This is a genomic window from Streptomyces sp. Pv4-95 (assembly GCF_045782725.1).
GTDB lineage: Bacteria > Actinomycetota > Actinomycetes > Streptomycetales > Streptomycetaceae > Streptomyces.
This window is the reverse complement of sequence record NZ_CP127172.1, coordinates 3115265-3139250: the sequence shown is the minus strand read 5'-3', so window position 1 is coordinate 3139250 and position 23986 is coordinate 3115265. Positions and strand designations below refer to the sequence as shown.

Genomic DNA, 23986 nt, shown 5'->3' with positions numbered 1-23986 from the left:
ATCGCTCAACATCCGTCCGGGGCCTCGCACTTGGTGCGGGGCCCCGGCGCGTTTGCCGGGCTCGCTGTCAGGCGGTGGCGAGATCCGGCAGCGCCGTGGTGTGCGCCTCCAGGCGCTCGGCCGTCAGGGCCATCGCCGCGGCGTCGTGCCGGGAGGTGGCAACCGACAGGGCGTTCCCCGCGAGCATGCGGGCGCGCTGGTGCAGCGCCGGGATGCGGGACGGATCGCCGCCGGAAGGCTCGGCGCGCAGCGGGTGGTGCCCGCCGCTGAGACGGGCGACCTGCTCGACGATGCGGTCGGCGGCCGCGGTCAGCTCGGCGGCGTCGAGTGCGCCGCCGGCGCGCGGGGCCAGCGCGTGCAGTTCGTCGGTGACGGTGAGCAGCGCGGTCAGATGTCCGGCCAGCCGGATGTCCAGCTCCTCCTCGCGGGAGCGGTGCGGGAAGTCCGGGTCACCGGCCATGCTGTGGACCGACTTGTTGCGGATCGGTTCGTACATGGGACGGCCTCCTGAAGAAAGTCTAGGAGGCCATCCTAGCTTAGACGCTGTCTAAAGTTATGGGCCGTACAGAAAATTGCTCCGCCTCAGTACTGTCCGTAACCGTCGAGGAAGGAGCCGATCCGGGTGACGGCGTCGGTCAGGTCGTCCTTGTTGGGGAGGGTCACCAGGCGGAAGTGATCGGGCTCCGGCCAGTTGAAGCCGGTGCCGTGCACGATCATGATCTTCTCGGCCCGCAGCAGGTCGAGGACCATCTGCCGGTCGTCCTTGACCTTGTAGACCTTGGGGTCGAGCCGCGGGAAGGCGTACAGCGCGCCCTTGGGCTTGACGCAGGTGATCCCGGGAATGCCGGTGAGCAGCTCGTAGGCGGCGTCGCGCTGCTCCAGCAGGCGCCCGCCGGGCAGGACGAGGTCGTTGATCGACTGCCGTCCGCCGAGGGCGGTGGCGACGGCGTGCTGAGCCGGCATGTTGGCGCACAGCCGCATGTTGGCCAGGATCGTCAGACCCTCGATGTACGAGGTGGCGTGCGCCTTGGGGCCGCAGACCGCCAGCCAGCCGCTGCGGTAGCCGGCGACCCGGTAGGACTTGGAGAGCCCGTTGAAGGTCAGGGTCAGCAGGTCCGGGGCGAGCGAGGCGAACGGGGTGTGCGTGACGCCGTCGTAGAGGATCTTGTCGTAGATCTCGTCGGCGCAGACGATCAGGTTGTGGCGGCGGGCGATCTCCGCGATGCCCTCCAGCAGGCTGTCGTCGTACACCGCGCCCGTGGGGTTGTTGGGGTTGATGACGACGATGGCCTTGGTGCGGTCGGTGACCTTGCGCTCGATGTCGGCGAGGTCCGGCATCCAGTCCGCCTGCTCGTCGCAGCGGTAGTGCACGGCCGTACCGCCGGAGAGCGACACCGAGGCCGTCCACAGCGGATAGTCGGGGGCCGGTACGAGCACCTCGTCGCCGTCGTCCAGCAGTGCCTGCATCGACATCTGGATCAGCTCGGAGACGCCGTTGCCGAGGTAGATGTCGTCGACCGAGAGGTCGATGCCCCTGGTCTGGTAGTGCTGCATGACCGCCCGGCGGGCCGAGAGCAGGCCCTTGGCGTCGCCGTAGCCGTGGGCGGTGCCGACCGAGCGGAGGATGTCCTCCAGGATCTCGGGCGGGCACTCGAAGCCGAACGCCGCCGGGTTGCCGGTGTTCAGCTTGAGGATGCGATGACCCGCCGCCTCCAGCCGCATGGCCTCCTCGAGCACCGGGCCACGGATTTCGTAGCAGACGTTGGCGAGCTTCGTTGACTGGATCACCTGCATGTCCGCCACCTTACGGCCGCCCTTCGCAGGCCGCTCGGTGTTTTTCCCCACCCTGGTCGGCGCATGGTGTGCGGTTCCTCACGCCACGTGACCAGCGGGCGCCCCGCGGGGCGCGGGAGTCCGTGCGGGCGCCGCGCGGTGCACGGATTTCGTGGGAGCCGGGCGGGCGGGAGCGCCGCGGCGGTACGCTCCGGGCGACCGGGCGGTCAAGATCCAGCCGGAGCCGGAGCCGGAGCCGGAGCCGGAGCCGGAGCCGGAGCCGGAGCCGGAGCCGAAACGGAGCCGGAGCCGGAGCGCCCGGGCCGGGGGCCGCACCCGGGCACCACCGACGACGAGCCGACCACATCGGGGGCAACGATGGCCACTCCTCCCCTGGGGGCCGGACCCGGACCGGCCGCCGCGCGGACGCCGATGCCGACGCCGGCTCCGACCGGCGTCTTCGAGCCCACCGGGTTACCCCGCTCGGCGCCGCCGCCCGCTTCCCCGCACGGGCCGTTCGCCCTGCTCAACGACGAGCCGGTGGCCGACCCCGGCGAGGACCTGCTCGGCGCCGGCCGGGCGGCCCGCCAGCTCGCCGGGCTGCTTGTCGCCTCCCGCGCCTCCACCCCTTTCACCCTCGCCGTCGACGCCGGCTGGGGCATGGGCAAGAGCAGCCTGATGCGGCTGGTCGACGCCGAGCTGGCGCACGCGCCCGAGGTGCACACCGTCTGGTACAACGCCTGGACCTCGACCGGCGCCGACGCGCTGGAAGGGCTGATCAAGTCCGTCCTGATGCGGTTCGACCGGCGGGTGCTGCGACGCGGCCTGCAGCGGGTGTCCGAGCGGCGGGCCCTGCTGCGGGTGCTGCGCGCGCTGATGACCGTCGCCGCGGGCCCGCTCGGTGTGGCGGGCCTGGTCGACGAGCTGTGGAAGAGCCTGTCGGTCAACTCCCAGGCCCGCAACGAGATGCGCGGCGCGATCGGTGACCTGGTGCAGGAGTGGGCCGAGACCGACGACTTCCGGCCGCGTCGGCTGCTGGTGGTCTTCATCGACGATCTCGACCGCTGCTCGGAGGAGACGGTCCTGGCGGTCTGCGAGGCGGTCAAGGTCTATCTGGACGTGCCGGGGCTGGCGTTCGTCGTCGGCTGCGACAGGTCGGCGATGGGGCCGAACGGGCTGCTGCGCGACCTCTCGCCCGCCGGTTCCGCGTTCATGGAGAAGATCTTCCAGACCAGCTACCGGATCCCGGCCGCCGACGGCCCCGGCGTCAAGGACTACATCCGCTGGTGCGCGCGGACGGCGGGCGTGGAGCCGCTGCTCGACGACGCGCTGGTGGACCTCCTGGCCCAGCGCTCGGGCCGCAACCCCCGGCGCATCAAGCGCCTGATGAACGGCTTCGTGCTGGAGGCCACCCTGAACCCGGTCTGGCGGGACTTCGGGCCCGGCGCGGTGATCAGGACCCTGCTGCTCCAGTACTTCTATCCCGACTTCTACCGGATGATGACCGGTCCGTCCGGCACCATCGACGGCGATGTGGTGTCCGAATTCCGCCGCTACCGCGACGTCCGCCGGACGCTGCTCGCGCCGGCGGGCGCGGTGTCCGCCGAGGAGCTGGCGGCGGCGCGGGACTTCCTCGCCTCCTACGACATGGGGCTGCCGGAACTGCTCGATGCCGCCGGAGAGGTGGCACTCGCGGCACTGGAGCGTCAACTGCCCAATGAGTTCCCGGACCTGGTGGTCAACCCGGCGTTCACCTCACTCGTCGACGAGCTGACCGCGCGCCCCGACGCGGACCGGCTGCTCTACCGGCTGCGCGAGGGCCCGCTGGGCTCCGCCGGCGAGCCCACCCGCATGTCGAGGGAGTGGGAGCCGCTGTGGCGCGGCCTGCCGCTGCCGCACCCGGACGGCTCCGGCATGGGGTTCGGCCCGCCGCTCGCCTGGCCGGGGGACGGCCCGGGGTGGGTGTCCCTGCCGACTCCGCCGGCCGGGCAGGCCCAGCCGCAGCCGGCCGGGCAGCAGGCTCCGGCCGGGTACGGCTCTCCGCCCGCGCAGCAGTACCCCGAGCCGGCGTCCTACCGGCAGCTGCCCCCGCCCTTGCAGGATCTGGCCCCGCAGCAGTACGAACCGCAGGGCGGATACCAGTCGACGGGGTGGTACACGCAGGGGCAGCAGGCCGGATACGCCGCACCGCCCGGATACCAGCAGCCCGGCTACGGTGCGCAGGCCGCGTACGCCAGGCCGCCGTTGGACGTCCTGTGGGTCGACGACCAGCCGGAGCGCAAGGCCGCGGCGCGCGAGGTGCTGGAGACCCTCGGGGTGCAGGTGCGGCACGAGACGAGGAGCACCGCCGCCGCCACCGCCATCCGGCACCGCAAGCCCGACCTGCTGATCTCGGACATCAGCAGGGGCCGGGACCGGTCCGCGGGCTTCGCGATGGTGGAACGGCTGAAGGAGGAGGGTGTCTACGACGGGCCGGTGATCTTCTACACCATCCGGCGGAGCCCGGAACGGGAGGAGCGGGCGGCGGCGCTCGGGGCCGGGCTCACCAACAACGAGCAGGCGCTGCACGACCTGGTGCTGGCCGTCCTCCAGGAGCACGCCCGCGTCCCCACCGGCCCGGTCGCCCCGCCGCCCAGCCCGTGGGCGGCCGAGCCGGCCGCCGACCCGGTGCCCGAGCCGGCCGCCGACCCGGCTTCGGACACGGCTTAGGCCGTACGCCGCACCGAACGCCCCGCGAGCACGTCCGTCCGCTTGCCGTCCGCCATCACGAAGCGGCCGTCGATCAGGACGTGCGGGATGCCGGTCGGCAGGGCCCGTGGGACCTCGAAGGTCGACTCGGCGGCGACCGTGTCCGGGTCGAAGAGGACCAGGTCGGCGCGGTAGCCCTCGCGGACCAGGCCGCGGTCGGGCAGTCGCAGGCGGGCCGCGGGGCGCGAGGTGAGGTGCGCGACGCACTCCTCCAGGGCGAGCACGCCCTCCTCGCGGACGTACTTGCCGAGGTACTGGGGGAAGGTGCCGTAGGCGCGCGGGTGCGGCTTGTCGCCCTGGAGGATGCCGTCGCTGCCGCCGGTGTGCACGCGGTGCCGCATGATCTGCCGGACGTTCTCCTCGTGGCCGACGTGCTGGAGGATGGTCGAGCCGAGCCGGTCCTCGATCAGGATCCGGCGGGCGGTGACCCAGGGCTCCTCGCCGCGTTCCGCCGCGCTGCGGGCCACGGTCCGGCCGACGTAGCCGGACAGCGCCGGGTCGCTGACGCCGGAGATCTCGATCCTGTCCCACTCGATCGGTACGCCGTGGCAGCCGTCCGCGCCCTCCACCTCCATGACGTGCCGGAGGCGTTCCGCGGTGGCGTCGTCCCGGAGGCGGGCCAGGATCGCCCCCGGGCCGCCCTCGCTCGCCCAGCTCGGCAGCATGGCGACCAGCGTCGTGCAGCCGGGGGTGTAGGGGTAGGTGTCCAGGGTGATGTCCGCGCCGCCGTCCAGCGCCCGGTCCAGCAGGGTCAGCAGCTCCGGGGCGCGGCCCTCGTTGACACCGAAGTTCATGGTGGCGTGCGCCAGATGCAGTTTGCAGCCGGCCTCCCGCGTGAGGTCGACCATTTCCTCGTACGCCTGCAGGGCGCCCGCGCCGTAGGAGCGGTGGTGCGGGCAGTAGTAGCCCTCGTAGCGGGCCACCACCCGGCACAGTTCGGTCAGTTCGGCGTCCGAGGCGTACATGCCCGGCGTGTACGTCAGGCCCGAGGAGAGTCCGACGGCGCCCTGCTCCATTCCCTCGGCGACGAGTTGCTTCATCCGCGCGACCTCGTCGGCGGTGGCGTCCCGGTCGTCCCAGCCCATGGTGAGCATCCGGACGGTGCCCTGCGGGATGAGGTAGGCGGCGTTGACGGCGATGCCGTTGCCGTCGAAGCCGTGGTCGAGGCGGTCGAGGTACTCCCCGACGGTGCGCCAGCTGAAGTCGATGTCGGTGCTGCCGGGGCCGCCGCCGTTCCAGCCGGTGATCTGGGCGCGGACCTCGGCGAGCGTGCGGTCGTCGACCGGCGCGTACGACAGGCCGTCCTGGCCGATGACTTCGAGGGTGACGCCCTGGGCGGCCTTCGCCTCGTGGCCCGGGTCGCGGAGCAGCGCGAGGTCGCTGTGCGCGTGCATGTCGATGAAGCCGGGGGAGAGGGCGAGGCCGTGGCCCTCCACCGTGCGGGCCGCGGTGGGGCGGGGGCCGCTGTCCGTCTCGCGGTGGATCTCGGCGATCCGGCCGTCGGCCAGGGCCACATCGGCGCGGTAGGACGGACCGCCGGACCCGTCGATGACGCGTACGTCGCGGAGCACGGTGTCCATGGGTGGGGCCTTTCTCGGGCTCTCGGGCTTGTTCGGGTGTTCTCGGGGCTCTCCCGGCCGTGCGGGTGCCGCCGGCGGGGCGGCACCCGCACGCCCTCGCCCGGGGCCCGTTCCGGGCCCCGGGCGGGGCCGGGGTCAGAAGAAGGTGCGCACGTAGTCGGTGACCGTGCCGTCCTGCTCGACCACCGGGATCAGCTGCCACTTGTCGAAGGACGTGCAGGGGTGCGAGAGGCCCAGGCCGACCCAGTCGCCGACCTCCAGGTCGCCGGCGTGCTCGGTGGCGACCCACGCGTGCTGGTCGGACAGGCCGGTGACGGTGATCCCGTCCGCCGCCCGCAGCGTGCCGTCCCGGCCGGAGCGTACGACCTGGGCCTTGGGCAGGTGCAGGTCGTAGGCCGCGTCGCGCTTGCCGGCGTTGAGGAACGCCTGCTGCGGGGTGGGGCGGGAGACGACCTGTGCCCAGAGGCGGAAGGCGGGCTGCAGGGTGCCTTCCTCCGGGACCCGGTTGAACGGGGTCACATGCCGGTAGTGGCCGTCGTCGTGCGAGACGTACGCGCCCGAACGCAGCAGCTTCAGTGCCGGGGCGGACAGTTCGGGGATCTCGTCGAAGACCTCGGCGACCGCGTCGAACCAGGCGCTGCCGCCCGCGCTGACGACGATCTGGTCGAGATCGGCGAACCGGCCGGCCTTGTCGAACTCCACGGCCAGTGCCACCAGCCGGCGCAGCCAGGCGCCGACCCGCTCGGTCGTCGCGTCCGGCACCTCGCCCTCGTAGCCGGCGACGCCGACCAGGCGCAGGGTGTCCACGCCGGCGATGGCGTCGGCGAGTTCGAAGCATTCGGTCTCGGTGCGCACACCGGTCCTGGCGCCCTCACCGGCGCCCAGCTCGATGACGACGTCCACGGGACGGGAGGCGCCGGCCTCGCGCAGGGCGGCGTCCATCAGCTCGATGCCGCGCAGTGAGTCGACGTAGGCGATGAAGCGGAAGTCCGGGTCGGCGTCCAGCTCGTGGGAGAGCCAGCGCAGCGCGGCCGCGTCGACGAGCTCGTTGGCCAGGAAGATCCGCTGGATGCCGTAGGCGCGGTAGACCCGGACCTGGGTGGGGACGGCGGCGGTGATGCCCCAGGCGCCGCGCTCCAGCTGGCGGGCGAAGAGCTGCGGCGCCATGGAGGTCTTGCCGTGCGGGGCGAAGGCCAGTCCGTGCCGGGTGGCGTACGTCTCCATGAGGGCCAGATTGTGCTCGACCGACTCGGCGGAGAGGGCGAGGACGGGCGTGGTGAAGCCGTCGTGGAAGAGGTTCCTGCGCTCGGCGGCCAGCTCGCCGACGGTCTTGCCCTCGGCGTCCGGGGGGAGCGCCTTGAAGCGGTGGTCGACGCGTTCCTCCGCGAGTTCCCTGAGTCCCTTCGCGAGCCGCTCGCCGGCCATGGGGCCTCCTCAATATCTTGTTGCATCCTCTGCAACACCCATTGCGCATATCGCTTACAGCTGTCTAACATCCGAGCCATCACCGGGTCAATGGTGAGAAACCTGCGAGAAAGCAGAGGGCACAACGCCGGCAGACCGGTCCGGCGGACCGCCCGCAAGCCCCTCGGGCAGGGCGACGGACCGGCTCCGTTCGCCGGCCCGCCCCAGGCACAGCGAAGGAGCGCAACCGATCGTGACCAGGTCCTCGAACGTCAGCGACACCGTCGGCCCGGACGTCGACGTCGTCTGTCTCGGCGAGTCCATGGTCACCTTCCTGCCCACTCGCCCGGGGCGGCTCGCCGACGTACCGTCCTTCGACCGCGCCATCGGCGGTGCCGAGTCCAACGTCGCCTGCGCGCTGGCCCGCACCGGCCACTCCGCCCGCTGGATCTCCCGCGTCGGCGCCGACGGCTTCGGCGACCACCTCGTCGGGGCCATCGCCGACTGCGGCGTCGACGTCGCCGCCGTCCAGCGCGACCCGCTGCGCCCCACCGGCATCTACTTCCGCACCGCCGGCGAGCGCGCCACCGGCGTGGACGGAGAGACGTCCGACCGCGCCGAGGTTCTCTACTACCGCGCCGGGTCCGCGGCCTCCGCCATGAGCCCCGGCCTCCTCGACGGGCGCGCCCTGCACGACACGCGCATCCTGCACCTCACCGGCATCACCGCGGCTCTCTCCGACAGCTGCCTCGACGTGCTGCGCACCCTCACCCGGCGCACCCCGGGCCGCCCCCTCGTCTCCTTCGACGTCAACTACCGCGTCGGACTCTGGCGCGACCCCGTCCAGGGCCCGGAGATCCTGCTCGAACTCGCCCGCGGCTGCGACCTCGTCTTCGTCGGCGAGGACGAGGCCGAGGCGGCCTGGGATCTGCACGGCCCCGACGCGATCCGCGCGGCCCTCCCCGAGCCCGCGACGCTCGTCGTCAAGCAGGGCTCGCAGGGCGCCACCGTCCACACCCGGCAGCCGGACGGAACGGACGCCGTCACCTACGCCCCCGCCCTGGCCGTGGACGTCGTCGCCCCGGTCGGCGCCGGCGATGCCTTCGCCGCCGGGTTCCTCTCCGCCACCCTCAGGGAACTGCCCGTCTTCGCCCGGATCCGGCACGGCCACCTGATGGCCGCCGCCTCCCTCACCGTCCCCGGCGACCTCGGCGTGCCGCCCACCCGGGCCCTCGCCGACCGCCTCGCGGACCTCCCGCCCGCCGACTGGGGCACACTGCGACTCGGCCCCGGTTGGACGACAGAGGGGTTGCGCACCGCACGGGTGGAGGTACCGGCACAGTGAACGTACGCAGCGAGAGAGCCATCACACAGCACGCCCCGCAGACACCGCGGGGCGGGCGGAGCGAGGTTCGGTCATGAGTCAGACAGTCGATCGCGCGCTGAGCATCCTTCCGCTGCTCGCGGAAGGACCGGCCAACCTCGAACAGGTCTCGGTCCGGCTCGGCGTCCACAAATCCACCGCACTGCGCCTCTTGCGTACGCTCCACGAGCACGGCATGGTCTACCGCCAGCCCGACCAGCGCTACCGCCTGGGCGCGCGGCTCTTCGCCCTGGCCCAGGAAGCCGTCGAGAACCTCGACGTGCGCGAGATCGCCCACCCGCACCTCCTCGCCCTCAACGAGAAATGCGGACACACCGTCCACCTCGCGGTCTACGAGGAGAACGAGGTCCTCTACATCGACAAGGTCGAGAGCCGCTACCCGGTCCGGATGTACTCACGGATCGGCAAGCCGGTCGCGATAACCGTCGCCGCGGTGGCCAAGCTGCTCCTCGCCGACCTGCCGGAAGCCGAGCGCCGCGCCCTCGCGGAAAAGCTCGACTACCCCCTCTACACGTCCCGTTCGACGCCCCACGCCACGGCCTTCCTGGCCGAACTGGCCAAGGTCCGCGAACAGGGATGGGCCACCGACCTCGGTGGCCACGAGGAGTCCATCAACTGCATCGGGGCACCGATCCGCGGTGCGGACGGACGCCTGGTCGCCGCCATGTCGGTCTCCGCGCCGAATGTCGTCGTCACCGCCGATGAACTCCTCACCCTGCTCCCGCTGGTACGGCGCACCGCCGACACCATCAGCCGGGAGTACTCCGGAACCGCAATTCCCCAGCCCACAGCCGGCCCCGTAAAGGAAGCCTGAACCACATGACCGAGAAGACCGCACTCACCCCGGCCACCCACACGACCCCGCCGGCGAAGTTCTCGCACGGCGTCAAGAAGGGCAACATCCTTCAGGTCGCCGGCCAGGTCGGATTCCTCCCGGCCGTCGAGGGCCAGGCCCCCACCCCGGCCGGGCCCACGCTGCGCGAGCAGACCCTGCAGACCTTCGCGAACGTCAAGGCCATCCTCGAAGAGGGCGGCGCGACCTGGGACGACGTGATGATGATGCGCGTCTACCTCACCGACGTCGACCACTTCGCCGAGATGAACGAGATCTACAACGCCTACTTCGAGGCCGAGGGCCTCAAGGAGGCGCCCTCCGCCCGCACCACGGTCTACGTCGGGCTGCCCAAGGGCCTGCTCATCGAGATCGACGCCCTCGCGGTCCTGAGCTGAGGCACCGAACCCCTTGCCCGGCCTGCCGTTAGCACCACCGCACCCGAAACAACCGCCGCACGGCGCGGCGCCCCGTACCGACGGGGCGCCCTGCCGCGGTCCCCCCTGCCTGGAAAACACCTGCCTGACAACGGAGTCACCCCATGTACCTTGCTGCCGCGGCCCCCGCCCCGCCACCACCGCACACCGGTGGCCTGCTCGCCCTGATACCGGGCACCGCGGGCCTGCTGACGGTCGCCGCCCTCGGCATCGTTCTGCTGCTGTTCCTCATCATCAAGGTCCGGCTGCAGCCGTTCGTGGCTCTGCTCGGTGTCTCCATCGCGGTCGGTCTGAGCGCCGGCCTGTCGGTCACCGAACTCTTCGGCACCGTCCAGAAGTCCGACGTCGTCTCGATGATCGAGACCGGCATGGGCGGCATCCTCGGCCACGTCGCCATCATCATCGGTCTGGGCACCATGCTCGGCGCGATCCTGGAGGTCTCCGGGGGCGCGGAGATGCTGTCGAGCCGGCTGCTGCGGCTGTTCGGCGAGAAGCGCGCCCCGCTCGCGATGGGCCTGACCGGCCTGATCTTCGGCATCCCGGTCTTCTTCGACGTCGGCATCTTCGTCCTCGCGCCGATCGTCTACGCCGCCGCCAAGCGCTCGGGCAAGTCGATCCTGCTCTACTGCATGCCGCTGCTCGCGGGCCTGTCGATGACGCACGCCTTCCTGCCGCCGCACCCGGGCCCGGTCGCCGCCGCCGGACTCTTCAAGGTCGACCTCGGCTGGGTCATCCTGATGGGCCTCATCTGCGGCATCCCCGCGGTGCTCGCGGCCTGGGCGTACGCCGCCTGGATCGGCAAGCGCATCTTCGTCGAGGTCCCGCAGGACATGGTCGAGGCGGCCGACGAGGCCCGCGCGGCCGTCGCCGCGGAGCAGAAGGCCACCGGCGTCGTGCCGCACGAGAAGCCGGCGCCGCTCGGCACCGTGCTGACGATCATCGGCACCCCGCTGATCCTCATCCTCCTGGCGACCTTCTCCTCCATCGCCCTGGAGCCCTCCACCCTCCGCTCGGTCATCGAGTTCTTCGGGCACCCCTTCGTCGCCCTGACGATCGCCCTGCTGATGTCGTACTACCTGCTGGGCACCCGGCGCGGCTGGTCCCGGCAGTCCCTGGAGCGGGTCTCCACCGCCTCGCTCAAGCCGGTCGGCAACATCCTGCTGGTGGTCGGTGCCGGCGGCATCTTCGGCGCCGTGCTGAAGGGCAGCGGCGTCGCCACCGCGCTGTCCGACACCTTCCACGACGTCGGTCTGCCCGTGATCGTCCTGGCGTACCTGCTCTCGCTGGTGCTGCGCGTCGCCCAGGGCTCGGCCACGGTCGCCATCGTCACCACGGCCGGCATCGTGCTCCCGCTCGTCGAGGGGCAGGGCATGTCGCAGGCCCACCTGGCGCTGATCATCATGGCGATCTCGGCCGGTTCGATCTTCGCCTCGCACGTGAACGACGGCGGGTTCTGGATGGTGTCGAAGTACTTCGGCATCTCCGAGCGCGACACCCTGAAGTCCTGGACCGTGCTGGAGTCGGTGCTCTCGGTCGCCGGGTTCGTGGTGGCGGCGCTGGTCAGCCTGGTCGTCTAGCGAACAGGCCGCCCGTGTCACACCGGCGCCCCGGTCCCCGCAGCGGGGGCCGGGGCGCTCGGCTGCCGGTCAGCTCTTCTTGCAGTACTGCTCTTCCTTGCCGATCGCGCGGTACACGCAGTCCGCGGTCTCCAGCAGTTGCAGCACCGCCTCACGGTTGCGGGCGGTCTCCTTCGGGATCACCGAGTCACGCGGGTAGAACCCGCCGTTGCCGGAGGCCGGGTACATCTCGAAGGTGTACGCGAAGACCTTCTGGTCGCCCCACAGCCAGTCGTCGATCGAGCCGTCGGTGATGTAGAGGTCGCTGGACTGCTCGGGCGTGTAGCCGTTGCTCTCGGCCATGGCCGTACCGATGGCGGCGTACGCGTCGTGGTCGTCCTGCGTCATGCCGGGCCCGGTGTCGTCGTCGGTGTAGCCGAAGGGCCACAGGACCAGCTCGCTGTAGGTGTGGAAGTCGATGGCGGCCTTGATCTGCTGGCTGCCGCCGACGTTGCGGCCGCGGACGAAGTCCGCGACGACCTTGACCTCGGGGGCCGACGCGGCGGACGGGCCGCGGTAGGTCTCGGAGGACGGGCTGCCGGACGAGCCGCCGCAGCAGCCCCACTTGAAGTCCCAGTTGCGGTTGAGGTCCGTACCGACGCTGCCGGCCCCGGCGTTGGGCTGGCGGTTCTTGCGCCAGCTGCGGAACGAGCCGGTGGCGATGTCGTACTCCCCGCCGTCCGGGTTGAGGTCCGGGACGATCCAGATCTCGCGGGAGTCCAGCACCTTGGTGATCCGGGGGTCGGTGCCGTACTTGGACGTGAACTCGCCCAGCAGGTACAGCGCCATCTCGACGGTGAGGTGCTCGCGGGCGTGCTGGTGCGCGGTGAAGAGCACCTCCGGCTCGTCCTCGTCCTCGGCGACGTTGCGGCTGAGCTTGAGCGCGAGGATGTCGCGGCCCTCGTGGGAGGTGCCGATGACCTGCTTGCTCAGCAGGTCCGGGTACTTGGCGACGAGCCCGTCGATCTCCTTCGTCGCCTCCGCGTAGTTGTGGTAGTTCGCATAGCCGGAGGGGAAGTCCTTGACGCGGCCGGCGGACGGGCCCGCGGTGACGCCCGGCGGGTCGGGCAACTTCTTCAGCCGGTAGCCGAGTTGGCGCACGGCGGCGGCCTGGGCGCGGTCCGCGGTGATGACGACGGCGTGCGCGTGCACCTCGTCCACGGCGGCGCCGGTCGTGGCGAGCGCGTTGGCGATGCCCCGGGCGTCCCGCTTGCCGGGTGCTTGCGGGCGCTCCCCGGTGCCGGGTGCGGTCACCTCGTACTGGTGCGGGATTTCCTCCTCCGCCGCACCGAGAGGAAGGCCGGCGGCCGCGGGGTCGGTGTGCGGGGAGTCCTGGGCCCCGTCGGCCATCGGCGCGGCGAGGGCGAGGGAGAGGAGTGCGGCGAGGACGGTGATACGTCCGCCGCGGAGGCGTGGTCGCATGCGGTCTCCTGTGGGGTGTGAGGCGAAGCGACCGCGCCAGTGTTGGCCCTTGGCATGGCCGGGTCAAGGCGTTCGGCGGCCAGATGTGGCCGTGCGGCGTGCGTCGGCGCAGGGGCCGCGAGATGCCCACGTTCCGCCAACTTGCCGTGGATTCAGGCAAGTTCATTGCCTCGTGCGTGCCGCGCGCGGACAATGCGCACGACAAACCGAGGGGCGCCCAGGTGTGGTGTCCCTCGGTGACGCATGCTGAGAGGACCCCACATGAATCGACCTCTCGTCGGCACCCTGGCCACGGCCGTACTGGGAGCCGCAGTCCTGATGGGCACCGCCGGTACAGCCGGCGCGGCCCCCCACCCCGGCAAGGCGGCGCGGCCCGGCGTGGACCCGACGGTGGCCACGGCCCTGCACCCGGCCGCGGCCGAGGCGCGGCAGAAGCCGAGGCCCAAGGCGGTGAACTTCGCGGGCACGGTCGCGCTGAGCAACTGCTCGGGCTCCGTGGTGCGGATGCCCGACTCCCAGGCGAACGACCCGGCACTGGTGATGTCCAACGGCCACTGCCTCGAAAGCGGTATGCCGGGGGCGGGCGAAGTCATCGTCGACCAGCCGTCCACCCGCAGCTTCACCCTGCTCAGCGCGTCCGCGAGCGCGGTGGGCACGATCAAGGCCACCAAGATCGCGTACGCCACGATGACCGACACCGATGTGTCGCTGTACGAGACCGGCTCGACCTACGCGCAGATCGAGCAGCGGTACGGCATCAAGCCCCTGGAACTGGCCACCGAGCACCCCGCGCAGGGCGCCGCCATCAGCGTGGTCTCCGGCTACTGGAAGAAGATCTACTCCTGCTCCGTAGACGGGTTCGCCCACACCCTCAAGGAAGGCGAGTGGACCTGGAAGGACTCGGTCCGGTACACCCCGGAGTGCAAAACGATCGGTGGGACGTCCGGCTCGCCGGTGATCGACACCGCCAGCGGCAAGGTCGCGGCCATCAACAACACGGGCAACGAGGACGGCGCGGAGTGCACCGTCAACAACCCCTGCGAGGTGGACGAGAACGGCGAGGTGACCGTCCACCAGGGCATCAACTACGCGCAGCAGACCTACGGCATACCGAAGTGCTTCGGCGTCGGCAACAAGCTGGACCTGGGCAAGGAAGGCTGTGCCCTGCCCAAGCCGTCGGCGGCCCGCCGCTGAACCGGCTCGCACCCTGAACAGGACGCCAGGTCCCGTGCGTGTCGTGCACGGGACCTGGCGGTGGGGGGTGGCGATCGGGGGTGCGTCCGGCGGCCCGGCGCTACGGCAGCCCGTGCACGTGCGCGCCGACCTGGGTGGCGAAGGCGTTGCCGTTCGCGGCGTCCCAGTTCGTCGACCAGGTCATCGCACCCCGCAGACCCGGGTAGGTCTTGGACGGCTTGAACGAGCCGCAGTTGCTGCCCTGGGTCAGGCAGTCCAGCGCCGCGTTGACCACGGAGGGGGCGACATGGCCGCCACCCGCCGCGCTGGAGGAGGCCGGCACGCCGATGCCGACCTGGGACGGGTCGAGGCCGCCCTCCAACTGGATGCAGGCGAGCGCGGTCAGGAAGTCCACCGAGCCCTGGGCGTAGACCTTGCCGTCGCAGCCGAGCATCGAACCGCTGTTGTAGTACTGCATGTTGACGACCGTCAGGAAGTCCTTGATGCCGAGTGCCGTCTTGAAGTACTCGTTCTGCGGCGACTGCATGTCGATGGTCTGCGGGGCCATCGTCACCACGAGATCGCCGTGCGCGGCGTGCACCGCCTTCAGCGCCTGCGTCATGTACGTCGAGTTGAGGCCGTTCTCCAGGTCGATGTCGACGCCGTCGAAGCCGTAGGTGTCCATCAGGCCGTTCAGGGAGTCGGCGAAGTTCTTGGCGGAGGCGTCGTCGCTGACGGACACCGCGCCCTTCTCGCCGCCGACGGACAGGACCACCGACTTGCCGGCCGCCTGCTTCGCCTTGATGTCCGCCTTGAAGTCGTCGACGGAGCCGTAGCCGACGGCCGGGTCGAGGGTGAAGGTGAGGGCGCCGGGCTCGGCGGTGGCCTCGGCGAAGGAGACGGCGATGATGTCGTAGGCGTCGTCGACGTCCTTGAGCTTCTGGACGGTGGCGCCGTTGTCGAAGTTCTGCCAGTAGCCGGTGACCGCGTGCTTCGGCACCGCGGCGGCGTCCGCGCGGGTGTCCGCGGCGGTGTCCGATGCGGGGGCGGCCCGGTGTTCCCCGGACGCCTGGGCGGTGCCGGCGGCCATGAGGCCGGCCGAGGTGAACGCCGCGGCGGCGAGCCCCGCGAGCAGCCTTCTCTTCACTTTTCCTGATCGTGCGCGAACCACGACTGCCTCCGTGTGGGGGGGGAGTTGGGCGAGTGGTGCGGATGCGCGCTCAGGGGCCCCTGTGCTGCGGTACAACGTGGTCCAGACCATTGATCCTGTCAAGACTCTTGGCGGAACCTGACGTTCCCGCGCGGGTGCCCCGGCGGTATGCGCGGTTTCCCCGGGGGTATACGCCCATTCCCGGCGGGAGAACGGCCATGACGAGTAGCCCAGAACGTGTTCTCTTGGGGCGTATCTCGTGGATAAAGTGCTGAGCGTATGGCGCCGATGGCGCAGAGCTGTGCCGATCCGCGGTCCCGGGGCCCCCGGAGGCCGGAAGGAGTGGGGGAGCGACGTGCCGACCGCGATTGCAGTCACCAGCCCTGACCTCGCGCTGCCCGCCATCGACCGGCAGACCCCGGCCGCCGTCGTCATCCAGGCACCCCAACTCCAGTCGCTGGACGACGCACTGACGGAGACCAGTGCCGTGCTGGAGCACCACGGACAGCTCATCGTCCTCTACTCCTCCGCCTGCCCGCCGGAGCACATCCGCCGTCTGCACACCCTGCGCGCGGTCCTGGAGAGCGACCGGATCGCCATCCTGCCGCTGCCCCTGCCCCCGCTGGGTGTCGCCGTACTCGCCCGTCAGCTGCGGCAGTTGTCCCTCTCCGACCTCAGCCCCGGCGTACTGGCCTGCGCGGCGCGGCTGCTGTCCCACTACGTGCACGCCGGCGCCCTGCTGGGCAGCATCGGCGGCCTGGACCGCGTCGAGGTGGACGTCCGCTCCCACATGAAGTCCTGGCTGCCGGGCTCCCACTTCGCGGTGCTCGCCCATCCGGAGCCGCAGCTGCTGCACATCGACCGGCACAGCGCCGACCCGGGACTGCCCGCACCGGGCTACCCCACCCGGCTCACCGTCGCCCGCGGTCGGCTCGCCGCGGAATGGGTGGGCGGGGTGCTCGCCCCCGCCTGGCAGGTGCAGGGCGTCCACGAGGACCGGCTGCCCGCCGAGTCCCCGCGCTGGTGGGGCACCCAGAAGCTGATCGAATTCGCCGCCGCCATCCCCGACCTGTCGGTCCTCTACCAGCTGGTCGCGTCCGTACGCCGTGAGCCCTGCCGGTGGTGCGGCGTGGAACTGATCGGCGACCACTGCGCGTTCTGCGCGGCGCCGCTGCGGGGAGCGGGGTCCGCGGGAGGCGCGCGCGGGCGGGGCGCCGGGGCGCCGGCGGCCATAGCGGGCCCGGCGGCGGGCGCTTCCGCCGCACCGACCGCCTCCGTGGCAGCCCCCACTCCCGTCACACCGTCAACTGCCGCCGCACCGCCTGCTTCGGAGCCGCCCCCGGCCGCCACGCCTCCCTCCCCGCTGCGGCAGCGCGGGCTGTCACCCGTCGCGCCGGCCGGGGTGCCCGGCGGTCGCGGCGCGGGCGGCGAGCCAGGACGGCTGGACGTACGGGGGCCGGAGGTGACGGGAGGCCCGTATCAGCCGGGCACCGGAGTGCCCTACTCCACCGGAGCCCCCGGTTTCACCACCGGCCCCGGCCTGCCCGGCGGTCCCGGATTCCCCGACGGGCCGGACGCCGCAGCGAGCCCGCGGACGGTGGCCCACGTGCGCTGACCCCCGCCGACCGGCCCTCCACTCCCGTGGCGCCCGCCGACCTGCCCCGCCGACACCGCCGCCCCTGCCGTTCGTCCCGATCGAGGTCCCTTCCCCATGAACTCTCGCCAGCGCCGCGGAGTGATCCTGCTGCTCGTGTCGGTCCTCTGCGCGATCGGCGCGTTTCTCGGCGTGCTGTCGGTGATCAGGAACGTCGAGTCCAAGGTCGGGCCGGAGACGACGGCGTACCGGCTGAAGACGGATGTCGCGGCCTATAAACCGCTGGATCCGGGGCAGTTCGAGAAGGTGAGCATGCCGAAGCGATGGCTGCCGTCCACCGCCGTGACCGACCTCGACCAGGTCAGCGGCAAGATAGCGGTGACCCCGCTGAAGAAGGGGTCGCTGCTGCAGGACGACATGGTCGTCGAGCGCCCGGCGCTGAAGTCCGGGCAGCAGGAGATCGCCATCATGATCGACGCGGCCACCGGTGTGGCCGGAAAGATCAACCCCGGTGCGCGGGTGAACATCTACGCCACCTTCGAGGGCAAGCGCCCCGAGGACAAGCCGGTCTCCAAGGTCATCGTCGCCGGGGCCCAGGTCATCGACGTCGGCAAGCTCACGCCTCTGGAAGCCACCGACCCGGGGCAGACCGCCGGCACCCGCCAGGCGGGCGAGGCGGTACCGATCACCTTCGCCCTGGACACCCGGGACGCCCAACGCGTCGCGTACGCGGAGTCCTTCGCCTCCCACGTACGCCTCGCGCTGCTCGCACCCGACAGCGACGCCACCATCCCACCCGGCGAGCGCACCTACACCCTCGACGGCGACAAGTGAACCGGAGGCCCAGGTGACCATCCGTATCCTTCCGGCAGTCGGCGAACCCGACGCCACGCGAGCCGTGAGCGAACTGCTCGGCCGGCTGCCGGACGCCGCTCCCCTCCCCGTCGTCGGCGACTCCACCGCTCTGCTCGCCGCGCTGGCCGGGGCGGCGGCCTCCGATGCGCCGCCCGCCGGTTCCCCGGCCGCCGTCGAAGGGCTCCCCGAAGTCGTCCTCGTCCACGAACGGATCGGGCCGGTCCCTGCCCTGGAGCTGATCCGGGAGGTGGCCCTGCGCTTCCCGTCCGTCGGCGTCGTGCTGATCACCACCGACGCAGGCCCGGCCCTGTTCTCCGCGGCGATGGACGCCGGCGCCCGGGGCATCGTCGGACTGCCCTTCACCTACGAGGAGTTGGCGGGCCGGGTGCAGGCTGCCGCCCAGTGGTCGGCCGGTGTGCGGGTGCACCTCGGGGGCGGCCAGGAGGCGACCGCCGGGCCGAGCGGCACGCTGGTGACCGTGACCGGAGCCAAGGGCGGGGTCGGCACCACCGTCGCCGCCGTCCAGCTGGCCCTGGCCGCGCGGGCCGCGGGCCGCAGCGTCGCGCTGGTGGACATGGACCTCCAGTCCGGCGATGTCGCCTCCTATCTGGACGTCCAGTTCCGCCGCTCCGTCGTCGACCTGGCGGGCATCGAGGACATCTCGGTGCGGGTCCTCCAGGACGCGGTGCACGACCACCACACCGGGCTGGGGCTGCTCCTCGCCCCGGAGGAGGGCGAACGCGGCGAGGAGGTCGACGACCGGGCCGCCCGCCAGATCGTCACGGCCCTGCGCTCCCGCTACGAAGTGGTGGTCGTCGACTGCGGCGCCCAGATGCAGTCCGCCAGTGCCGCGGCCGTCGAACTCGCCGATGTGGCGCTGCTGGTGACCACTCCGGACGTGGTGTCCGTGCGGGCCGCCAAACGGCAGGTGCGGCTGTGGGACCGGCTCCAGATCCGCAAGGCCGAGGACACCACCACCGTCGTCAACCGCCTCACCCGCAATACCGAGATCCAGCCGCCGCTGGTCGCCAGGGCCACCGGCACCCAGGTGGCCAGGACCGCCGTCCCCGCCGCCTTCAAGGAGCTCCAGCCCTGCGTCGACGCCGGCCGGATGCAGGATCTCGACGGCAGGTCCACGGTCAAGCAGGCATTGTGGGCGCTCGCCGGCGAACTGGGCCTGGTCGAGTCGCCGGCCGTGCGGCAGGGGCGCGGCAGTCACCGGGCGCGGACGTCGCTGACCGGGCGCGGCAAGCGCAAGGCCATCACCGCGGGGGCACCGGCGGGGACGCAGCCGGCCGGTGGCGCCGTCCCGGGGCCCGCGGCAGGCCCCCGGGCGCGGTTCGGCGCGCGGCGCAGCCCGTCGTCGGCCCGGAGCGCGGGGCCGTTCGACCCGGCCGGTCCGTACGAGGAGGGCTGAGCGGTGCGGCGCCCGCTGGGCGGCAGCGACCGGGGGCAGGTGTCGGTGGAGTTCCTCGGGCTGCTTCCGCTGATCGCGGTGGTGCTGGCGCTGCTCTGGCAGTTCGTGCTCGTCGGCTACACCTACTCGCTCGCCGCCAACTCCGCCGACCGCGGTGCGCGCGCCGCGACCGCCACCGAGACCGGCGGCGCGGGGGCCTGCCGCACCGCCGCCGAGGACGATCTTCCCTCCTCCTGGCGCAGCGGCGCCGCGACCTCCTGCCACACCGAGGCCGGGCTGTGGAAGGCGACGGTCCGCATCAAGGTCCCGGTGCTGTTCCCCGGCGCGGCCGACTTCCCCTGGACGGTCACCGGCACGGCCGGCGCGGTGAAGGAGAGCGGACGATGAGGACGGCGTCGACAGACGGGCGGGCGGGCGGCGCGGCGCGCCCCGCGGGCGCCGGGCGGAGGACCGCCCGGCTGCGCGGCCACGGCCGGGACCGCGGCCAGGTGTCCATCGAGTTCCTCGGCTTCCTGCCGATCCTGCTCGCCGTCGCCCTGGGCGTCATCCAGCTGGGCCTGGGCGCGTACGCCGTCCAGCAGGCCGGTACGGCCGCACGCGCCGCGGCCCGCACGGCGTCCCTGGACGAGGCCGACCGCGAGGCCACTCCGCAGGCCGCGGGCCGGGCCGCGATGAGTGGCTGGCTCGGCGACGACACGACGATCTCGGTGGGCGGCTCCGGCGAAGCGGTGCGCGCCACCGCGACCGTACGGATCCCCTCCCTCGTCCCCGGCGTCGACTTCGGCTCGGCCAGCCGCAGCGCCACCATGCCCCGCCCCGCCGCACCCCGCGCCCTGGGACCGCTCCCGGCCGCCGGGCCCGCACCCGTGATCAGTGACGAAGGAGCAGCCCCGCGATGAGTCTGAAAGCCCGGATCGTCGCACCCGAAGCGCCGTCGGAGGCACGCCAGGACAGCCACCTGGTCGCCGTCTACCGCGCCAAGCTGCTCGAAGAGATCGACCTGGCCGAGATGTCCTCGCTGGCCGCCGCCGAACGCCGGTCCCGGCTGGAGCGCGTACTGGGCCACATCATCAGCCGCGAGGGCCCGGTGCTGTCCACCGCCGAGCGCTCCCAGCTGATCCGCCGGGTGGTGGACGAGGCGCTCGGTCTCGGCGTGCTCGAACCGCTCCTGGAGGACGCCTCGATCACCGAGATCATGGTCAACGGACCCGACCAGGTGTACGTCGAGCGGTCCGGCCGGGTCGAGCTGCTGCCCGTCCGCTTCGCCTCGCACGAGCAGTTGATGCAGACCATCGAGCGGATCGTCTCCACCGTCAACCGGCGGGTCGACGAGTCCAATCCGATGGTCGACGCGCGGCTGCCCTCCGGTGAGCGCGTCAACGTCATCATCCCGCCGCTCGCGCTGAACGGCGCCACCCTCACCATCCGCCGCTTCCCGCGCGCCTACACCCTCGCCGAACTCATCGGCATGGGCACGCTCGACGAGCAGATGCTGATGCTGCTCGCGGGGCTGGTGCGCGCCAAGTTCAACATCGTCGTCTCCGGTGCCACCGGCGCGGGCAAGACGACCCTGCTCAACGCGCTCTCCGGCCTGATTCCCGACGGCGAGCGCATCATCACCGTCGAGGACGCCGCCGAACTCCAGCTCCAGCAGAGCCACGTCATCAGGCTGGAGTCGCGGCCGCCCAACGTCGAGGGCAAGGGCCGCATCACCATCCGCGACCTGGTCCGCAACTCCCTGCGCATGCGCCCCGACCGCATCATCGTCGGCGAGGTGCGCGGCGGCGAGACACTCGACATGCTCCAGGCGATGTCGACCGGACACGACGGCTCGCTCGCCACCGTGCACGCCAACAGCGCCGAGGACGCCCTGATGCGCCTGCAGACGCTCGCCTCCATGTCGGACGTCAAGATCCCGTTCGAGGCGCTGCGGGACCAGATCAACAGCGCCGTCGACTGCCTCGTGCAGCTCGGCCGGCACGCCGACGGCTCCCGCCGGATCACCGAGATCGCCGTCCTCGACTCCCGCGGCCACGAGGACTACCGGATCGCCACCGTCTGCCGCTTCGACGCCGAGCCGATGGGCGGCGACCGCGTCGTGCACGGCCGGTTCCGCTACTACCCGCTGCCGCCCCGGGTCGCCGAACGCCTCTTCATGGCGAGCGAACCCGCCCCGCCCGCCTTCGGCGTCGCCACCAGCGGCGACCAGCTCAACACCCGGAGGGCCACCTCATGACCGGCCTGAACGACCCGGCCCTGCTCGCCGTCGGCGCCACGCTGCTGTGCGTCGTCCTGGCCGTCGCCGGAGTACGGACCTACGCGGCCGGGCGCGCCCAGCGGCAGGCGGTCGTCGACCGTCTCGCCGACGAGCGCCGGCTGCCGCGGACCGGGCGGCGGCGCCGCTTCCCGTCCGTGGACCGCGCGCTGCGCGACACCCGCTTCGGCCGCCGCCTCGCGCTGCGGCTGGCGGCCACCGGCCTGGACATCACCCCCGGCGAGTTCTTCGTCGCGATGCTCGGCACGGTCGTCGCGCTCTGGCTGATCGCGCAGGCCACCCTCGCCGCGTTCTTCGGCCCGATCGCCGCGCTGACCGCCGTGTGGGCCGCGTTCGCCTTCCTCAACTGGCAGCGCCAGAAGCGGATCGAGAAGTTCATCAACCAGCTCCCCGAGCTGTCCCGGATCCTCGCCAACGCCACCCAGGCCGGGCTGGCGCTGCGCACCGCGCTGGGCATGGCGGCCGAGGAACTGGAGGCCCCGGCCGGTGAGGAACTCGCCAAGGTCTCCGACAAGCTCGCCGTCGGCCACTCCGTCGACGAGGCCCTCGGTGAGCTCGCCGAACGGCTGCCCTCCCGCGAACTCGTCGTCCTGGTCACCACCTTGGTGCTCTCGCACCGCGCCGGCGGCACCGTCGTCGGCTCCCTGCGCAACCTCACCACGACCCTGGAGGAGCGCAAGGAGACCCGTCGCGAGGTCCGCACCCAGCTCTCCCAGGTCGTCGTCACCGCCTACGTCGTCCCGCTGCTCGGCATCGGCACCCTGCTGCTGATGAACCGGATCGCGCCGGGCGCCATCGACCGGATGACGTCCTCCTTCCTCGGGCAGTTCGCGGTGGTCGCGGCGTTCGTCCTGTACGCACTGGGCTTCTTCTTCATCCGTCGCTTCGCCAAGATCGACATCTAGGTATCGGGTATCGCCATGGGAATCGGACCACTGCTGGCCGCCGCCTTCGCCCTGTCGGTCGTCGGCATCTGCTGCGGTATCGCGCTCTACCGCCGCGAGGCCAGGCTCCCGCCCGACCTCGCGCTGTCCCTGGAGGTCGGCTCCACCAGGACCACCGCCGTCGGCTCCGCGGTGGACCGCACGGGCATGCGCTACGCGCCGCTCGTGCTGCGGCTGATGGGCGACAAGCGCGTCGCCCGGGTCCGTCGCCGCATCGACCTGGCGGGCAACCCCGGTGGCCTGACCGTCGACCGCTACGCCGCACGCCGCGCCGTCTACGGGGCCCTGGGCTTCGGCGGCGCGCTGGTGATGTTCCTGCGCGATCAGCCGCTGCTCGGCGTTCTGATGGTGCTCTTCGGCCTCTTCTGGACCGAGGTCGGCATCTGGGCCGCCATCCGCCAGCGCAAGGACACCATCGAGCGCACGCTTCCGGACTTCCTCGATGTGCTCGCCGTCGTCGTCAGCGCGGGTCTGAGCTTCCGTCAGGCGCTGGACCGGGTCGCGGAGAAGTACGAAGGACCCTGGGCCGACGAACTGCGTATCACCCTGCGTCAGATGGACATGGGCGTCAGCCGGCGCGAGGCATTCGAGGAACTACGCAAACGCAACGACTCCGAACAGGTCGCCCAATTCGTCACGGCCCTCCAGCAGGGCGAGGAGCTGGGCTCGCCGATCGTCGACACCCTCATCCAGATCGCCAACGACATGCGCCGCACCGACGCCCAGAACGCCCGCCGGCGTGCCGCCCGGGCGGTCCCCAAGGCCACGATGATCATCACGACCTTCATGGTCCCGGCCACGATGATCCTGCTGATCGCCGGCTTCTTCCTGGGCTCCGGCACCAACTTCGGTTCCCTGATGGGTGATTGACACATGGCTGCGCCGCGGCCCGGACGCCGCCGACGAGATGTGCATCCGCAAGGCGGATGCCCGCTCGCGCCGCCCGCCGTGTCCGCTCCGGCATCCACGCACCTCGGCGTACGGCCAACGCTCCACGGCCCGGCGGCTGCCCGGCCGCCCCGTCCCGCGCGGGGTCCGCACGGCCCGGGTCCCGCACCCGCCCGCCGCCGCGGCGCACCACCCGGCCGGATGACACCGATGGACCCACCGCTTCTCGCCAACACCTTCGCAGGAGCAACGAGTTGTGCCACAGTGGGTGCGCTGGCGGCTCCCCTCGCACCGCGGTGCGGGCGGGCCGGCCGGTCCGCCAAGGCGCCGGAGCGCCGGATGGTCCCGGAGGGGGAACGGGGGTGGTCGAGGTGCGACTGAGTGGCCGAAACACGCCATTGTGCCTCCCGCGCGCGTTCCCGAACGAGGACGGGGTTCGGAATCCCTGTTCCGGGAACCCTGTTCCGGCGTACTTTCTTCGTGTCAAGAGCGCG

Annotated in this window: 20 protein-coding genes; 14 read left to right on the top strand and 6 right to left on the bottom strand. The window is 71.9% G+C overall.

The window, feature by feature from the left end:
* Window positions 1–67: 67 nt before the first annotated feature.
* Both QOM21_RS13750 and QOM21_RS13745 read right to left on the bottom strand, forming a co-directional pair.
* A complete protein-coding gene (locus QOM21_RS13750) occupies window positions 68–496 on the bottom strand; it encodes a hypothetical protein (RefSeq protein ID WP_407550184.1) in 429 nt (142 codons plus the stop codon).
* A gap of 86 nt (window positions 497–582) precedes the next feature.
* Complete coding sequence (locus tag QOM21_RS13745) at window positions 583–1794, bottom strand: pyridoxal phosphate-dependent aminotransferase (RefSeq protein WP_407550183.1); 1212 nt, start codon at window positions 1792–1794, stop codon at window positions 583–585.
* Between the two features lie 357 nt (window positions 1795–2151).
* Between QOM21_RS13745 and QOM21_RS13740 the strand changes: the two genes are divergently transcribed.
* On the top strand, window positions 2152–4482 hold the full coding sequence (locus QOM21_RS13740; protein ID WP_407550182.1) for a P-loop NTPase fold protein: 2331 nt from the start codon (window positions 2152–2154) through the stop codon (window positions 4480–4482).
* On the opposite strand, the gene QOM21_RS13735 is transcribed toward QOM21_RS13740, so the two are convergent.
* Both QOM21_RS13735 and QOM21_RS13730 read right to left on the bottom strand, forming a co-directional pair.
* Window positions 4479–6101 (bottom strand): amidohydrolase family protein, encoded by a 1623-nt coding sequence (locus QOM21_RS13735; protein ID WP_407550181.1) that lies wholly within the window; start codon window positions 6099–6101, stop codon window positions 4479–4481. The genes QOM21_RS13740 and QOM21_RS13735 overlap by 4 nt on opposite strands.
* A 135-nt stretch (window positions 6102–6236) precedes the next feature.
* Window positions 6237–7526, bottom strand: a complete 1290-nt coding sequence (locus QOM21_RS13730; protein WP_407550180.1) for an amino acid deaminase — start codon at window positions 7524–7526, stop codon at window positions 6237–6239.
* Between the two features lie 301 nt (window positions 7527–7827).
* Between QOM21_RS13730 and QOM21_RS13725 the strand changes: the two genes are divergently transcribed.
* The 4 genes from QOM21_RS13725 (at window position 7828) to QOM21_RS13710 (ending at window position 11735) form a co-directional block, all read left to right on the top strand.
* Window positions 7828–8850, top strand: a complete 1023-nt coding sequence (locus QOM21_RS13725) for a sugar kinase (RefSeq protein ID WP_407555663.1) — start codon at window positions 7828–7830, stop codon at window positions 8848–8850.
* A 73-nt stretch (window positions 8851–8923) separates the two neighbouring features.
* Window positions 8924–9703, top strand: coding sequence for an IclR family transcriptional regulator (locus tag QOM21_RS13720; RefSeq protein ID WP_393896281.1), 780 nt, complete (start codon window positions 8924–8926; stop codon window positions 9701–9703).
* Window positions 9704–9708: 5 nt separating this feature from the next.
* Window positions 9709–10119, top strand: a complete 411-nt coding sequence (locus QOM21_RS13715; protein ID WP_393896282.1) for a RidA family protein — start codon at window positions 9709–9711, stop codon at window positions 10117–10119.
* Between the two features lie 143 nt (window positions 10120–10262).
* The gene (locus QOM21_RS13710) at window positions 10263–11735 is read left to right on the top strand and encodes a GntP family permease (protein ID WP_407550179.1); all 1473 of its coding nucleotides are present in this window, start codon (window positions 10263–10265) and stop codon (window positions 11733–11735) included.
* Between the two features lie 69 nt (window positions 11736–11804).
* Here QOM21_RS13710 and QOM21_RS13705 read toward each other — a convergent pair whose 3' ends face one another.
* Window positions 11805–13196: a M14 family metallopeptidase gene (locus tag QOM21_RS13705; RefSeq protein ID WP_407550178.1), complete on the bottom strand. Its 1392-nt coding sequence runs from the start codon at window positions 13194–13196 to the stop codon at window positions 11805–11807.
* A 261-nt stretch (window positions 13197–13457) separates the two neighbouring features.
* Here QOM21_RS13705 and QOM21_RS13700 point away from each other — a divergent pair, with 261 nt between their 5' ends.
* On the top strand, window positions 13458–14390 hold the full coding sequence (locus tag QOM21_RS13700) for a trypsin-like peptidase domain-containing protein (RefSeq protein ID WP_407550177.1): 933 nt from the start codon (window positions 13458–13460) through the stop codon (window positions 14388–14390).
* 100 nt (window positions 14391–14490) lie between these two features.
* On the opposite strand, the gene QOM21_RS13695 is transcribed toward QOM21_RS13700, so the two are convergent.
* Complete coding sequence (locus QOM21_RS13695; protein ID WP_407550176.1) at window positions 14491–15540, bottom strand: chitinase; 1050 nt, start codon at window positions 15538–15540, stop codon at window positions 14491–14493.
* Between the two features lie 334 nt (window positions 15541–15874).
* Between QOM21_RS13695 and QOM21_RS13690 the strand changes: the two genes are divergently transcribed.
* The 8 genes from QOM21_RS13690 (at window position 15875) to QOM21_RS13655 (ending at window position 23474) form a co-directional block, all read left to right on the top strand.
* A complete protein-coding gene (locus QOM21_RS13690; protein ID WP_407550175.1) occupies window positions 15875–17134 on the top strand; it encodes a hypothetical protein in 1260 nt (419 codons plus the stop codon).
* Between the two features lie 96 nt (window positions 17135–17230).
* Window positions 17231–17947 carry a Flp pilus assembly protein CpaB gene (gene cpaB / locus QOM21_RS13685; RefSeq protein ID WP_407550174.1) on the top strand — a complete coding sequence of 239 codons (717 nt, stop codon included), beginning with the start codon at window positions 17231–17233 and terminating at the stop codon, window positions 17945–17947.
* A 13-nt stretch (window positions 17948–17960) separates the two neighbouring features.
* The gene (locus tag QOM21_RS13680) at window positions 17961–19385 is read left to right on the top strand and encodes a CpaE family protein (RefSeq protein ID WP_407550173.1); all 1425 of its coding nucleotides are present in this window, start codon (window positions 17961–17963) and stop codon (window positions 19383–19385) included.
* Window positions 19386–19388: 3 nt separating this feature from the next.
* Entirely contained in the window at window positions 19389–19772 is a 384-nt protein-coding gene (locus tag QOM21_RS13675; RefSeq protein WP_407550172.1) for a TadE family protein, read from the top strand.
* Complete coding sequence (locus QOM21_RS13670) at window positions 19769–20284, top strand: TadE family protein (RefSeq protein ID WP_407550171.1); 516 nt, start codon at window positions 19769–19771, stop codon at window positions 20282–20284. The genes QOM21_RS13675 and QOM21_RS13670 overlap by 4 nt, the downstream gene beginning before the upstream one ends.
* Window positions 20281–21621, top strand: a complete 1341-nt coding sequence (locus QOM21_RS13665) for a CpaF family protein (RefSeq protein ID WP_407550170.1) — start codon at window positions 20281–20283, stop codon at window positions 21619–21621. Before QOM21_RS13670 ends, QOM21_RS13665 begins: the two co-directional genes overlap by 4 nt.
* Window positions 21618–22565, top strand: a complete 948-nt coding sequence (locus QOM21_RS13660; RefSeq protein ID WP_407550169.1) for a type II secretion system F family protein — start codon at window positions 21618–21620, stop codon at window positions 22563–22565. Before QOM21_RS13665 ends, QOM21_RS13660 begins: the two co-directional genes overlap by 4 nt.
* Window positions 22566–22580: 15 nt before the next feature.
* Window positions 22581–23474 (top strand): DUF5936 domain-containing protein, encoded by an 894-nt coding sequence (locus QOM21_RS13655; protein ID WP_407550168.1) that lies wholly within the window; start codon window positions 22581–22583, stop codon window positions 23472–23474.
* Window positions 23475–23986 lie beyond the last annotated feature (512 nt).